This window comes from Flammeovirga sp. EKP202, from assembly GCF_014534745.1.
Classification (GTDB): Bacteria; Bacteroidota; Bacteroidia; order Cytophagales; family Flammeovirgaceae; genus Flammeovirga.
Window position 1 is genome coordinate 83,307 of the sequence record NZ_JACVVP010000010.1, and the last position, 15,633, is coordinate 98,939.

A 15,633-nucleotide genomic window follows, 5' to 3' on the forward strand; every position below is an offset into this window, starting at 1 on the left:
TTTTTAGTGGGCTTTTTATTTATAACAAACTATGAAAAATTTCGAAGATAGATTAAAAGGAGGACACCCTAACTCACTAGGGAATACCATAGAAATTGTGGCGGAAGTATTAAATGACAGTGCATTATTTGAGGAGTTGTTCAATTGTTATTTCAGTGAAGATGAAGTGGTAAGGTTAAGAACATCAAATGCTATGAAACGCATCGGTAAGGTGGATAAAACCTATTTAATTCCTTATATCGATCGTTTTCTTGATGAAATCTCAAAAATTGATCAAGCTTCTACGCAATGGACATTTGCCCAATTGTTTCTTCTGCTAGAAAAAGAAATCACTGAAGTTCAAAAACAGAAAGCTACTCAGATTATGAAGTATAACCTTGAAAATAATAACGATTGGATTGTCTTAAATCAAACTATGGAAACTCTTTTTAAGTGGTCAAAGAAAGAGGAAACCTTAAAAGTTTGGATTCAACCTCATTTAGTTAGGCTCTCAAAAGATGAACGAAAATCTGTTAGTAAAAGAGCATTAAAATATTTAGAAACTTTAAAATAGAAACTTGCCTTAAACTTGAAGAATGATAGATTTGCAGTATAAATAATAAATTTGTAATATAAATTATTCATAAACTTTAATCGACTATTTCAAAAAATGATAAGAAACCTCTACCAAATCAATAAGAATAAAATAACGAAGATTGAAAACGATAATAACTCTGATGATTTAGAGGATGATGTAGACTATTGGTTAGAGATAAAAGTAAATGACCGACAAGAGATAATACCTATTTTGGAGGATCACGATTTTGATGAACAGATATTAAAAGATTTTGTAAAACCTTCCCGGTTACAGAACCTTCGTTTATCTTCTGAAACTATGGTATTGAATTTACCCATTTCAAATTCGAAGGATATCTATAAGAGAGAAACACTTACTATCATGATTCGTCCGGGTATCATTGTTTCTATTGCTCATCAATCGAATCAGATTTTTAGCGGGATGATCAATGAATTGAATAATAATCCTTTTGATTTATCCGTTGACTTGAATTACCTAAGTTACTTTATGGTGAACTTTGTACTCAAGAAAACGTCTCACTGTATCCAAAAAGCTAGAGCGGAGGTCGATGACCTTTCTCAAAAACTTGATGAAGACCCTGATGAATTAGATATTTCAGATATTATAGATGTCAAAGACAATGTACACAACCTATCCAATATTGTAGAAGATTTATACATTGCTTTACAGTCGATCCCAAGACTCAGGTGGGCAGATGGAGAGATCAGAATTGATGATGAAATAGGGAAGACCATAAAAAGTTATGGCTTTATTCTAGACTTGACCAGCCGTTTGGAGGAAAATATAAAAGGGGTGCAATCCCACTATCAATTACTTTTGCAAGAAAGAAGTAATAAGAAACTGAATACACTGACGATAATCCAAGCAATCTTCGTCCCTTTGACACTCTTGACAGGTATCTACGGTATGAACTTCGTCAATATGCCTGAATTGAATATGATGAATGGTTATTTCATTTTCTTAATTAGTATTACCGTGATCGCCCTTATGGAATTATGGATTTTTTGGAGAAAGGGATGGTTTGATTGATTCATTTGAAAATATATTGCAGTTAACAACAAGTACAACCTTTAATTTTCTTTTATTAAGAATTTTACTTCTAGTAAAGTAAATTATTTATTTCATCTCGGTCTATATTTGCGATTGTATTGCAAAAACAAGCTAAATGAAAAAACTAAAACTAATCTACGTGGCATTGATATTGACTTTGATATCATGTAACCAAGATGATGAATTATCTAAATTAAGCATCGAAAACTTTAAATACGGACGAGGTACTACAGGACATGGCGACAATCAAATAGGCTATGCGGGCGTAGACCTACATTTAGAAGCACAAGTCAATGGTGGAGAAGTAGCGTCTGAAGTAATTGTCACTGTTGAGTCATTAACAGATACAAGTGCAGCTACTTATGATTATTCAAGATATTACGAAGGAAGAAGAAACACATTCATTCATGAACATCCGATTATCCCGACTTATTTTGATACTGGATTGTATCATATAGAGTTAACCGTTATCGATAAAAAGGGAGATAAAGCGATTGAAAGTGGAGAGCTGTTAATCGTTCCTATCATCCGTTTCTTAGACATAGAATTGGAAGGAAGTATTACACCCAATGAACAAGTTGGAATTTCTTTTAGACTGGAAGGGTTGAATATTCTCAAAGAAATGACGATCCAATTAGTGGATGCAAATGATAATGAAATCCTATCTAACTTCTATGATTTTAGCTCCGCAAATACAACAGTAATAGATTTCAAAGATAGTATGCTTATCCCTTCGGACTTACCAAGCGGAGAGTACTATGTAAAAGCTATTGCTTCTGATATAAGACAAAATACCGTGATCAATATTTTTAATTTCTAAAACCAAATTAGACTATAAATGAAAAATTATTTATTTCTACTACTATTATTAGGCAGTACCTTTTTTTCATGCCAAAAAGATGAGATCCTTGATGAGGAAATCGATACTCCAGAAAAACCAGAAGATGCTCCTTATGGAGAATTTGAAGGGTTGAAACTTGTAGTCACTTACACTGACAATAACATCGTAGAGCTAAGAGAGCCACACAGCGATCGAATTGATACTTTGATGACTCAAGAAAACGGAACTAAAATAATTAAAGAATTAGGAGCAAAAATCGCCAATGCAAAAGTATATAGCGAAAACACTGTCTATTCTATTTTTACTGGTTTGGATTTGCACATGAACCATTTTCATACCTACCCACCAAGCATCCAAATAGAAACATCTACTCCAAATACAACAGTACCGGATTGGAGTGACTTTTTTGCAATGTGGAGATCAAAAGAAACGGGTAATTTATTTAGTGTTAATGCTGAAGATGTTATAAATGGAAACTCAGCAACAGAAATTGAGCTAAATCACATTCAAAAAGAAGGCGTAAATACTACATACCTCCCTTCTGGCTTTGGTGAAAACTTTTATTTACTGACAAGCGAAGAGAATGTTCTAGATATATATCACATTGGAACCGAAGAAATCTATAAAAGCTATACATTTAATGACATCTATTCCACAAATATTTATTCTGTAAACTGGGATGAAAATTATGGGCTTGTTTCAACTGATGAAGGTCTACTATCTGTAGTCTTTAAAAATACGGGTGATTGGAATGACCCGATTATTGAAATGGAAGAAAAGACTTTGGCTTACCCTGAAGAAGGTGTGAAGTTTGACCAATTGATTTACAGAAAATACTTTAATGGTACAGCAACTTTAAGAGTAGCTTTAGGTATTGATAACGAAAAAGGTATCTACAAAATCGATGTAGAGGAAGGAACAATCGAAAAAGTGATTGACGTCGATGGCTTAAAAGCATTCGAAATCAACTACATGATGACAATGATCTATGTTCTTGCAGAGGATGGAAGTTTTGTTGCTTATGACTTAGGAACTTTTGTACCTGTAAATAGTGCAATTGTAAATGAAAACTTAAGTGAAAATGTTAGAGTAGCTGTAAGTGAAAAATTCGCTTATGTTCATACTGGAACAAACTCTTACATTAATATTTTTGGAGCAAAAAATATGGTAGAATATACTCCGCTTGAAACAGGAAATACAATTTCTGATATCGGAGTTTTCGGTAATGTGATTGAATTGGAAATTGACAATCACGATTAATTCAACTTGTTTCTAAATAAAAAACTCTATCAAGGTGTGTTCTCGATAGAGTTTTTTTAAGTCATTTCAAATGAATACATCTAAAATCTACAAATAACTAAAGCTGTTCAGAATTTACTTTCTGAAATTCAATGTCGATTCAATTAAACTAGAGCTAACTTTAATTATAATACTTATTGTAATTACCGTGATTGAAATAAATAATATCATAATTTTTAGGTTTTTTGTAAATGTAAAGAAGACTTTTCAAAAAGTGCTAAATTAATACTATAAAATGGATAAATTCTTATTGATTTAACATACTAGAAATATATTACAAACCTACCTGATATCACTAGGAGCAACTCCAAAATGTTTTCTGAATGCTGTACTAAAATGTGAGATATCATTGAACCCTAAATCATAACTAATATAAGACAAGCTATCATCTGTAAACTCAATTTTTCTTCTTGCTTCTTCCAAGCGTTGTGTGTTGAAATACTTTAAAATAGAAGTGTTGAACACAGACTTGAAGGAGCGTTGTAATTTAGATTTACTCATTCCTAAATCAGAAGCAATATTATCCAAGTTGGGTTGAATGGTGTAATCTTCTAATAATTTGACTTTCAAATCAAGCATCAGTTCAAGGTCTTGAGGGTGAAGGTTTTGGCTCAAGGTCTCTTGTTCCGTCATTTTACTGTTTAAACGACCAAGAATTTCAAATGCTTTAGATAAGAATAATGGTTTTCTTAAAAGTTTGTCTTTACGAATATCAAAAACGCTTCTAATCAAGAGTTCTATATCAAATGTCATTGGCATATAATGAAATAGAAAAGTATCCATTTCAAACATTTGCATCAATACAGAATCATTGGGAAAAATATCGAGTAATTTAAATTTATCGTAAGGGATAGAAATAACCATCCATTCCAAAGAATGATTTTTAGGGTAATTGAAGGTGAGGTCTTCGTATGAATTATAAATAAAAATTCCTTCAGTAGGCGTTGTTCCTTTTGACCTTTCCTTTCTATCACTATGAGAACCAAGACGAATAGTAATATATTTACGGTCCATCTTTTTTCGTTTCCATACACTTCCATCAGTAAGTTTGTGCCTTTGTGTACCCACAATGAAATCATTGAGATACCTTAATGAAATGACTTCAATGTAACCTTCTTCGCTAGTAAAAGACATCTCTTCTCCATCCCAATTGCCATTATATTTATCACTAACAGCTTGAAAGACCTTATCTAAGCTTTCTTCACTTCCCTCAGTACGAACCATATTTACCTCATTTTTCGGTTTGACCTTTTTTTAAAATACCCTGACCTTTTCTTAAAAAGGATCCGTTTGTAGACCCCCTACATTTGTAGTGTAATAAAAAACAAAATACTATTTCAAAGTAAAAAATTAGAACAATGAAAAAAAATTATTTAGCTACATTACTGTTGTTAGTGGTAACATTTTCTTCCGTTTTTGCACAAGACAAGAAGAAGCCAAATATCTTAGTAATTTGGGGTGATGATACAGGTTGGTTTAGTTTAAGTGCTTATCACCGAGGTATAATGGGAGCAAAAACTCCTAACATTGATAGAATTGGTGAGGAAGGAATTCTTTTTACTGATTACTATGGTGATCAAAGTTGTACTGCTGGTAGATCATCATTTATAACAGGTCAACACCCAACAAGAACAGGGCTTTCAAAAGTAGGCTTACCAGGAGCACCTCAAGGGATGAGCGAATTAGATCCTACAATTGCAGGAGCATTAAAAGAACAAGGGTATGCTACAGGGCAATTTGGTAAAAACCATTTAGGTGACAGAGATGATCATTTACCCACAAATCACGGTTTTGATGAATTCTTCGGTAATCTTTACCATTTAAATGCTGAAGAGGAGCCAGAATCACCATTCTTCCCAGAAGGAGAAGAGTTTAGAAAAAGATTTACGCCTAGAGGTGTAATGCACTCTTATGCAGATGGTCGTATTTCTGATACAGGTCCTTTGAATAAGAAAAGAATGGAAACTGTTGATGAAGAATTTATTGGTGCATCAAAGCGATTCATGAAAGATGCTGTAGATAACGATGAGCCTTTCTTTGTATGGTTAAATACATCAAGAATGCACATTTGGACACGTTTGAAAGAGGATGCGAAGAAAACAGGTTTCGTCTATCATGATGGACTTTTAGAACATGATCATCAGGTAGGAACTGTATTAGATTACTTAGAAGAGTTAGGTATTGATGAGAATACAATTGTAATCTATTCATCAGATAACGGGGCGATGAAATGTACTTGGCCTGATGCTGGAGCATCTCCATTTAGAGGTGAGAAAAACACAACTTGGGAAGGTGGTGTAAGAGTGCCAATGATGATTAGATGGCCTGAACAAATCAAACCAGGACAAGTATCGAACGAAATGATGTCTCACTTAGATTGGTTCCCAACTCTAGTTGCAGCGGCAGGTAATGATAACGTAAAAGAAGAATTAAAAGCCGGTACAAATATGATCGATAGAGATTATAAAGTACACTTAGATGGTTATAACTTCTTGCCTTATTTGACAGGTAAAACGGAAAAGGCTCCACGTGAAGTTCACTTTTATAGTGACGATGATGGTAAAATCACAGCAATCAGAAAAGGAGAATGGAAAGTACATTTAAGTATTCAGGAAAATATAGAAGCCAAGGGTTATGATGTGTGGCGTACTCCTTATACTGATTTGGCCTCTCCATTGATCATCAACTTAAGAGAAGATCCATTTGAGTCAGCACATAAAGAATCAGGTTTCTATGATGGTTTCTTCTACGATGCAGTTCCAGTAGCTTATGATGCAATTACTGAAATGGCAAAATTCAAGATGACTTTCAAAGAATTCCCTAAAAGGCAAAAATCAGGCTCTTTTACTGAGTTCTAATATAAAGATTGTCAACTGTAGTAATGACTTATGTTGATAAATGAATAAAGGTAGAGGAAGTAATTTCTCTACCTTTTTAATAAAATCTCTTTTCAACATAAAACATAAAAATCAAGTCATTCGATATTATTCTTTTCAATTGAATGAATACTACAAATAAAATAGGTACTAGACTATTTCAACAAGACCAATGAAAAAATATATTAACACTTTACTGTTCATTAAATGGCTATGGCCACTTTTATTTTTGAGCGGTAATTTAATAGCACAAGAAAAAGAGATAGGGAAATCAGAACATATACATCATTATGAAGAGCATATTGGGCCTGAAAACCCTGTAGATGCAGAAACAGATCTTGAACATAGTTTTCCTGAACAAGGCTCGATACTTGGTAAGCCTCATTTAGGTTCTTATTTTCAATGGAAAGAAGATTTATATAAAAAGCACGGTCTCAAATTAGGCTTCAGTTATGCGACCATGTTTACTGCAAGTCCACAATCACAGATGATTTCAGCAGACAGAGTAAACACAGCTGGTGTGGGCTCCTATGTCATTGAAGCACAATGGACTGCTTATAATAGAGGGGAAGATTGGGAAGGAAGTTTTACTGCAGTATTGGATGGTAGACATCAATATGGAGGAACAAACCCAGCGTTAACTCCCATAATGAATGGTTCTTTGAATGGTATTGATGGAACTTTCTTTATGTGGGACAGACCTTATTTCTCAACATTGTATTGGGAACAGAAAGTAAAACAAGATAGACTTTGGTTTAGAGTAGGTAACTTTTCGTCTTTAATGGTATTGGATTTTTTCCGCTTTAAAGATGGTCGTACTTCTTTCTCTAATCAAGGTTTTACAAACCCTGTAGCTACTTTACCAATTCCTGCTCCTTCATTAGCTATGGCATTTAATTGGAAACCGATTAAAGATTCAGAGTTATACATAGCAGGTTCAATTCAAGACAATAACCTTTTAGCAGGAGATTTTGATTTAGGATCATTATTTAGAAATGGTGAGATTTTTACAGGATTAGAAATTGGAAAACATTGGGTAAGAGGTGAAGGTGATTTTGACCATGCCCATGTACTCTTTTTCTATTCTGATCAGGTAAGTACTTCACCTCTCCCAACAAGTTCTGGCTGGGGTATGAAAGTTCATGGTACTAAGCAATGGGGAAATTTAGTTTCTTTTGCCAATTATACTTACAACACCTCAATAGGTGGAACAATGGGTATGGCTACTCAAGCAGATCAATCTGCCGCCATTGGACTAGTGTATCTACAACCCTTTAATATCAAAGGTGAAGTAGGTATTGGTATTAACTACTCCAGAATGAACCGTGAACGTATTCGTCAAATAAGAAATCCTATGAACGAAAAGGAACAATTATTAGGACAAATCTTCCCAGATGTAAGAACAGAAGGTCAATGGGTAGCAGAGATTTATTGGAAGATGTTAGCTACACCTGACCTTTGGATTACTCCGGGTTCACAGTTCATATTAAACCCGACAATGAATACAAATTCGGATTTCATCTTTGCTCCAACGATCAAAGCGAGGTATTTCTTCTAAAAGAGAGAATCAATAACACACATCACATATTATCCAAGAGTTCACCCTTACCTGCTTTCTTTTAAAATAAGTAGGAGGGTGGGCTTTACTATACAAACTAAAATCGAATCAAAATGACTTCTATTAAAAAGGTAATCACCTCTCTTTCCTTTCTATTGGTTTTTATTATGACCGATAATAAAGTGATGGCTCAGGACCATGTTTTATGGTTGCATTACTTCAATTCCTATAAGTTATCCTACCGTTTATCAGTCGATTCTGATATTGGTTACAGAAGTGATTTATTTGGATTTGAAAGGTGGCAATATAGAAGTGGTTTAAGGTATGATTTGTCAAATAACCTCCATTTCAGAGCTGGTTTGCTTTATTTGCATGGCCCTACAGTAGTTGGTGAGATAAGGCCCTATCAAGATATCATTCTTCGAAATAGAATCAATAGAATAAGTTTTACAAATAGAGTCCGATTGGAACAACAATTCTTCGAGGGGAATTCAAATCATAATATCAGATTAAGGTATAATCCATCCGTCAGTGTACCTACAATTTTTGGTGTCATATCATTAGGTGTAGAACCCTTTATCAATTTAAATGATCCCAATGGTCCGCAATTGACAAGTAATAGAACTTTAATTGGAGTAAAGAATAATGTGTATAAAAATACATTCTTAACCCTTCAATTGATCAATGAACGCTCTTTTCCTAGAAATGAAGAAATACTGAACGAAAGCTGGTTGATAAGAGTAAAAATAGATCATACTATAAAACCTCTTAAGGTGAATAAATTATTCGAACGAAAAAATAAAGGAAAATAAGGTTTGACCATTTTATAAAATACCCTGACCCTTTTTTAAAAGAGATTCGTTTGGCCAAGTACTACTTTTGTATTGTATCAGAAAGACAAATACAAATCATTAAACTAAAAATATAAATATGATACTCATACTACTCATTACATTTTTACTAAAGAAAAAAGAAAAGACAAGTTTACTTTTCCAATAAAAGTAGATTGATATCAACGATAATGTTGAGTAGGAAAAACTTACTTCACAAAGTTGAAAATAGAATACATTTCTCATCATTCAAATAAAGACTAAAATGCGATTAATAATTAAAACTATAATACTAATGTTGTTGATCATAATGGTTTGTAAAAATCTTTATGCTCAAGACAAATTGCAGTTTTCAGCAGGTGCTGATCTTGTTAATCACTATGTATGGAGAGGAATTGACTACGGTTATAGCCCTGCCATACAGCCAGATATAGAATTGAACTACAAAGGTTTTTATGTTGGAGGATGGGGAACGTATGCCTTTCTTAAAAGTAATTCGGTTTATGAATTTGAATATAGATTAGGTTATACCTTTGAGAAAATAGGATTAAGCCTACAGGTTATAGATTACGTTTACTCTACAGCGACATTTGATAGTCCTAAAACGATCCACAACGTTGAACAAGACTTATCAAATGTAGGTCACTCATTTGAGTTAGGAGTAATACAAAGGATTAAGAATTTCCATTTTGCAGGGTACATTAACTTCAGTGAAGAATATGATATTTATGTTGAAGTAGGGTACAATTATAAAGGGTTTGAATTGATTGTAGGAGCTGGAAACAATGAGTATACACTCAATGATAATTTCACATTAGTCAATGTAAGTTTAATGAAAACAGTTGATTTAAAGGTCAGTGAAAAATATAGTCCTTCTCTGTTTTGTGGAGCAGTCTGCAACCCAGATACCTCAGTCTTCCACCTATTATTTGGAGTGAACATTTAAAAAATTAATAGTAGAAGTTTGATAATAAACGATTTCAAAATCACGTATTTTAGTTTAATAATTTTTACACGTCCTGTTTTCTAAATGGGGCGTGTTTTTTATATACAATTATCTGTTTTATCATTCTCTTTTGTTTTTATAAAGGATTAATTGTTACATACGAACCACGTAGGGGCAAACCTATGTGTCTGCCCACCGAAACAGATCACGAAACATTTCAAAATAATATTCATTATCCCACAATATGATTATCAAACAAAACATCAATTAAATTATTGTTTTACGTGATTGACATTTTTGTGTTTCTGATTTGTGGTACAGCGGGCAGACACATAGGTCTGCTCCTACGGACGTTATACATTTAATTTATCATCTGACCAACATAACGGATTATCGATGATATATTGAGCTATTTTTTCATGCTCATTATTATTTCTTATGATATGTTCCCAATAATTACGTTGCCATAGACGTCTATCAAATGTTTTCCATTTTTTGGCTTTGACACCTCGGATATAATCATTAGTTGTCATTGTCTTAAACCATTGAATAATTGTTCCAATTGTAGCATTATTTTTATCATGATGCTCCTTGATTTCTAGAATACAGTGGAAATGATTTGGAATAATGATCATCTCATGACAAATGTTATTATTGAATTTACATTCCAATTCTTGATACCATTGCTTGATCATCATACCAGCATCATTCATTATCATTTCATGATTTTCAATTTCCCCAAATAAGTGGTGCTTATTCTGAACACATATTGTAATAAAGTAAAGTCCAGATTGAGAATAATCATAGCCTTTCAGACGTATAGAGTGTCGAGAAGTTAGTTGTTTTAACATGAATCGTTATGAATAAATGAATAGTTCGTTTATTCATGTTTGAAACAAATTTTATTCCACGATTTCTCACAAGAACCACGTAGGGGCAGACCTATGTGTCTACCCGCCTAAACATGATACGATTCATCTCTATTACAAACCATTTGTTTATCCATCAAACTACAAAACCAACCATAATTAAAACTCACAAGAAATGATCTATATTATACAATCAAAAAATCCGATTGTTGTTTATTCATTTTATAATTTAACTGTTTTTTTTATGTCCCTGATTGTGGTACAGCAGGCAGACACATAGGTCTGCCCCTACAGGAAGGTATCCTAAATCATGATTCATAAATCCCTTTTTTTACAAATATCAGACTCTTTTTTACAATCTTTTCTTTTGGTGACCTACTACATTTGTATCATAATCAATCAAAAATTATTAGTTAAAATCACGTAAAAATGAAAAGATATTTATTTCTCATTACATTATTATTTTCATTCACCTCCTGTATACACCAAAGTGATTCAGTTGAGATGGATTTTACAGTATTGAAAGACAAGTTAGCTCTATCATCTCACCAAGAAGAAACATTTGCTACTGTTGTAAAAGAATATAATATTACTAGAGTTAAATTGATAAAGAATTCAAAGTTGTCAATTTCTTCAGGAAATAAGGCATTACTTCACGAAATAAAAAAGACCTACAAAAACCAAGAAGAGGAGTTATCTCATTTCTTGAATGATACACAGAAAGACACTCTTCATCAATTTATATTAGAAAATATGCCGGGGCAATTTAATTACGCTTCGGATATAAGAAATGAGTTGGTTTATTTACTTTCTTTAGATACTTATCAAGAAAGACAATATAAAGCCATAAATAATACTTTTGATAAAATTTACTTAAATATGAATAAAGCCGATTATGGCTATAAACAAGATGTAACAGCTTATTGGTACCAGTTGGATAGAGCACGAAAAAATGCGATAAGAAGAATCTTTTCTGAAGAACAATTTCATCGATATGAATATTTAATACAAAAGGCGAATTACGAAAGAATTTCAACTTGATTATACAAAAAAGAGTTTTAGGAATAAAACTTCAGATACTATCTTATTAAATGTTATACCCATTTGTAATCAAAATTTGATGGCACTAAAGTACTGATCAAAAATAGGAGTCTCATAAACCTGAGACTCCTATAAAATAAAGATGCTTATGATCTACTTATTATTTAATGATAAGTTTTTGAGTTTCTCCTGCTACTTTAATAATGTAAATACCTGGAGATAGTTGAGAAGTATTGATGGTGTTAGCTTCTTGACTTACAGTTTGAGTGGTTATCACACTCCCTTGTGCTGAAACAATTGCAGCTTCAAAGTCACCTTCTCCCAATCCAGTTATTCTTACAAAATTCTTTGCTGGATTTGGTGAAAGTTTAATTCCCTCATTGGTAAGTTCACCCTCAAGGACATCAGATACAGTTGAATTACTTCTAGCATTCGAATTAGGTTTTAATTTATAAACCCTTACCCAATCCACCTTCATCTGATTTCTTGCCGAACTAGCTAAATGAGCATCCGATGGAGAGTGACTTGTTGCTAACCAATGTTGTGATTCAACATTAATAATGATATCCATTGCTTTTGTAAAACCTGCTCCATTTTGGAAGTTCCCTGGGTCAATGACACTAATGCCATTTGAATTATTACTTGCAGCCTGAAGCGTTGGAAAGCTGTAATTAGAACTTGTTGTGTAAGTCGTTACAGCAGTGTAACCATTTGCATTATTGGTAGGAAATTGACCAGACATTGAATTAAAATATTGGTATTGCCAAGTTCCATTCACTTTAGTCGCAGTAGCATTATGATAAAGTACTCTTACTAATTGTCCATCAATAAAATATTCAAAGTGTTTTGGTCCAACCCAATACACACCCATTCTAACATACCTTCTGTTTCCACCATTCCAACACCAATCACCCCATCCATAATTACCATTTACTCTGCTGTCTTGGTACCAGCTATTCCAATCTCTCGGTTGATAGTCTGTAAAAGGGTTTCGAATAAATGAGTGATGGCTGATGTGTGTAAATTGTTTAAACCAAGGTACACCGCCATAGTTTTCAATAATATCAATTTCTTGTGTGTCATCTGGACTCAGAAGCCAGAAACAAGATGCCAAAGAGATATTTGCTACACTGATAGCAGACTCTACATAAACAGGGTAAATCACTTTATTATTAGAAGTTACACAGCCAGATAACACACCTGGAATTCCCATTTTCGTCGTGTTGTTAGTCTTTGCAACGGTAATCACTAGATTATCGCCATCCACTTTTACTCTGTTGTGTTTCCAATAGGTTGTACCTGGCCCATCCCAAGCGTTGTGGTAGAAGTTATACCATTTTCCATTTCCAAAGTTACTTTTGTAGTTTACGGCGTTGAAATTATAGTTAAAGTCATCAGAGAGATTACTCTGAAGTTCCCAATAATAGTTAGGTCCTGACCATGCTGGTACGGGAATGTTGCTCCATTCTTGAGCATTAATCTTACTTCCTAACAGTAAAAAAAATAAGATTAATAGATAGTTGTTTCTCATTTTAAAATAGTTATATGCCTGTTGTTTAAGGCTCGATTTAAAAGTTTACATGTAGATAGCTAGCATCTTTATTTTGTTCTAATTAAAAAGCTATTTGAAACAATCCCAACGGTAAATACTAGATAAAAACTGTATATTATTTTCTTGAATTTTAATAAGAATATCATTTTAGAGTTTTAATTTTCAGAGATTTGAATATGGCATTATTGATGCTAAAAGGCCTCTTTTTTTGATAGTTGTCTACTTTCTATTGAGTTTTGAAATGGATAGATATTTATAGACTGAACACTTTAGTTATGAGGTAAAATGAATTTTTAGTTTATTCCATCTAAATTTCCTATTACGTGCAATATCATAACTATTTTATCTAAATATTTACTTCTATGTAACTCTATTTTTGTATTATTACAATACACCTTAATCTTCAAAAAAATGAAAAGAAACCTATTTTTCTTTTTACTGCTGATTCCTTTTTCCTTGTGTATTTTCATCAATGAAAGTATTGAAATGTACTTTATAACTTTGGGTAAACTTGATTTAACATCTCAACAAAAAAGGTGTTCTATGTTGTAGTCAAAGAATATAACTGGAAGAGAAAAAACTAATTCATAAGAGTGATTTGAGTATGAAATCAGGGAATAGACTCCATTTGAGTAAAGTAAAAAGATCATTCAAAGATCAAGAAAGAGAACTACAATATTTTATGGATAAAGATCAACATATATTACTATTGAATTCATAAAAAAGCACATGCCAATCAGTTTCAAAATGCTCATGATATTAGGAGAGAAGTGGTAACAACACTTTCACTTGATGCTAGTCAAACACAAAAGTATAAAATGATTAACTCTACTTTTGACAAAATCAACTCATTTATGAATACATACAACACATAACAGTGCATTGATAACAGCTGGATAATGCTCTGCAAAGGATTTTTTAGAAAGTAAAAAATGAGCGTGTTTCGTCCTAAATTTTCTATAAGACTAGGCTAGTTTATATACCCTTGTTGGTTCTCCAAAACCTTTTAATTTTACCTCTCCAAGATCTTCACCTTTTATTTCGTCATGATTCATTTTTTGAAAGATACTTTCAGAAACCAAAAATTGACTATTAAAGTCTTTATTCAAAGATTCAATTCTTGCCGAAATAATCACATTTCGACCTGTAAGCGAATAGGATTGTCGTTCTTGATTACCAATATTTCCTGCTACAATATTTCCAGCATGCAAACCGATACCAATTCTAATAGGAGGGATTTTTTCTGCCTTGATCATATTATCGATACATTTTAAAATACCAAAACCTGAATTTACAGCGTTTTTTTCATGTTCTTTATATCGAATAGGGGCACCAAATACGGCCATCAATCCATCGCCAAGCAACTGTAATACGACACCATGATTCTCACTAATTATTTTGATCACTTCTCCAAATACGATGTTTTGAAATTTAGCCACTTCTGAAGGAGGTTTGGAATCTGCAAAAACGGTAAAGTCACGAATATCCAAAAACATGATAGAAGCATGGAAATTAGTGGTTTTTATACCTTCCTCATTTTCGATAATATGTTTAGCAATTTTATGTGAAATCTGTTGCCCGAATAAGGACTTGATTTTATTTAATAAATTCTCAATCACCTTTTGTTCTTCCAATAGGTTTTGTTCTAACTTCTTGGTGGTATTTGAATAATAATTGATGAGTAATGAAGTAATTAAAATAGTGGAGATAGCATTAGTGATGTAGGAAATATGGCTCATATTTTCAGATAGCGTGTAGACTCCATCATGAAAAACATAAGAAATGGTCACGTAAACAAAACAAATAATAAAGAGTAAGCCGTACTGAAAAAAGCGATGCCAATTGGGATTGAAAAAACAAAGCCCGGCTAAGTAAATCAACCAAAAATGAGCTCCAAAGTCCCATCCAAGATAATAGGTTGATGCTACTTGATGAAAAAGCAATTCTATGCAAGCTATGGAGAAAGCAAAGTTTTCGTGCTTTGTTGAATTTAGATAAAGTGCGATTGCAAATGCAGGTACACTAAAGAATATATTAAAATAGACCAATTCAGATACTTCTAAGTACCAAAAAAGTAATGTAGCATTAATGTGACCAATTACTCCTACTATATAAGCTCCTTGAGTAATTTGATGAAATTTGAGTATCTCAGAGGAGGATTGAAACTTTTCTTTGCTCATTAAATTAAAAAAGA

13 protein-coding genes are annotated in these 15,633 nt (G+C 32.8%); 9 read left to right on the plus strand and 4 right to left on the minus strand.

Annotation, left to right across the window (positions count from 1 at the left end; translation table 11 throughout):
* Positions 1-31: 31 nt before the first annotated feature.
* The 4 genes from IC221_RS08395 to IC221_RS08410 all read left to right on the plus strand — a co-directional run bounded on the left by IC221_RS08395 (position 32) and on the right by IC221_RS08410 (position 3,728).
* Positions 32-553, plus strand: a complete 522-nt coding sequence (locus IC221_RS08395) for a hypothetical protein (protein WP_188168532.1) — start codon at positions 32-34, stop codon at positions 551-553.
* Between the two features lie 96 nt (positions 554-649).
* Positions 650-1,606, plus strand: coding sequence for a magnesium transporter CorA family protein (locus IC221_RS08400; RefSeq protein ID WP_188168533.1), 957 nt, complete (start codon positions 650-652; stop codon positions 1,604-1,606).
* A 136-nt stretch (positions 1,607-1,742) separates the two neighbouring features.
* Positions 1,743-2,447, plus strand: coding sequence for a DUF4625 domain-containing protein (locus IC221_RS08405; protein WP_188168534.1), 705 nt, complete (start codon positions 1,743-1,745; stop codon positions 2,445-2,447).
* Positions 2,448-2,465: 18 nt separating this feature from the next.
* Positions 2,466-3,728, plus strand: coding sequence for a hypothetical protein (locus tag IC221_RS08410; protein WP_188168535.1), 1,263 nt, complete (start codon positions 2,466-2,468; stop codon positions 3,726-3,728).
* A gap of 321 nt (positions 3,729-4,049) precedes the next feature.
* On the opposite strand, the gene IC221_RS08415 is transcribed toward IC221_RS08410, so the two are convergent.
* Positions 4,050-4,991 carry an AraC family transcriptional regulator gene (locus IC221_RS08415; protein ID WP_188168536.1) on the minus strand — a complete coding sequence of 314 codons (942 nt, stop codon included), beginning with the start codon at positions 4,989-4,991 and terminating at the stop codon, positions 4,050-4,052.
* A 134-nt stretch (positions 4,992-5,125) separates the two neighbouring features.
* On the opposite strand from IC221_RS08415, the gene IC221_RS08420 reads away from it, so the two are divergent.
* The 4 genes from IC221_RS08420 (at position 5,126) to IC221_RS08435 (ending at position 9,977) form a co-directional block, all read left to right on the plus strand.
* The gene (locus IC221_RS08420) at positions 5,126-6,625 is read left to right on the plus strand and encodes an arylsulfatase (RefSeq protein WP_188168537.1); all 1,500 of its coding nucleotides are present in this window, start codon (positions 5,126-5,128) and stop codon (positions 6,623-6,625) included.
* 190 nt (positions 6,626-6,815) lie between these two features.
* On the plus strand, positions 6,816-8,201 hold the full coding sequence (locus tag IC221_RS08425; protein WP_188168538.1) for a carbohydrate porin: 1,386 nt from the start codon (positions 6,816-6,818) through the stop codon (positions 8,199-8,201).
* A gap of 113 nt (positions 8,202-8,314) precedes the next feature.
* Entirely contained in the window at positions 8,315-9,013 is a 699-nt protein-coding gene (locus tag IC221_RS08430; protein ID WP_188168539.1) for a DUF2490 domain-containing protein, read from the plus strand.
* A 313-nt stretch (positions 9,014-9,326) separates the two neighbouring features.
* Positions 9,327-9,977: a TorF family putative porin gene (locus IC221_RS08435; RefSeq protein ID WP_188168540.1), complete on the plus strand. Its 651-nt coding sequence runs from the start codon at positions 9,327-9,329 to the stop codon at positions 9,975-9,977.
* Positions 9,978-10,330: 353 nt separating this feature from the next.
* Here IC221_RS08435 and IC221_RS08440 read toward each other — a convergent pair whose 3' ends face one another.
* On the minus strand, positions 10,331-10,828 hold the full coding sequence (locus tag IC221_RS08440; protein WP_188168541.1) for a transposase: 498 nt from the start codon (positions 10,826-10,828) through the stop codon (positions 10,331-10,333).
* Between the two features lie 447 nt (positions 10,829-11,275).
* Between IC221_RS08440 and IC221_RS08445 the strand changes: the two genes are divergently transcribed.
* Complete coding sequence (locus IC221_RS08445; protein WP_188168542.1) at positions 11,276-11,887, plus strand: hypothetical protein; 612 nt, start codon at positions 11,276-11,278, stop codon at positions 11,885-11,887.
* 160 nt (positions 11,888-12,047) lie between these two features.
* On the opposite strand, the gene IC221_RS08450 is transcribed toward IC221_RS08445, so the two are convergent.
* Both IC221_RS08450 and IC221_RS08455 read right to left on the minus strand, forming a co-directional pair.
* On the minus strand, positions 12,048-13,418 hold the full coding sequence (locus IC221_RS08450; protein WP_188168543.1) for a T9SS type A sorting domain-containing protein: 1,371 nt from the start codon (positions 13,416-13,418) through the stop codon (positions 12,048-12,050).
* A 986-nt stretch (positions 13,419-14,404) separates the two neighbouring features.
* Positions 14,405-15,619, minus strand: coding sequence for an adenylate/guanylate cyclase domain-containing protein (locus IC221_RS08455; protein ID WP_188168544.1), 1,215 nt, complete (start codon positions 15,617-15,619; stop codon positions 14,405-14,407).
* Between the last annotated feature and the right edge of the window lie 14 nt (positions 15,620-15,633).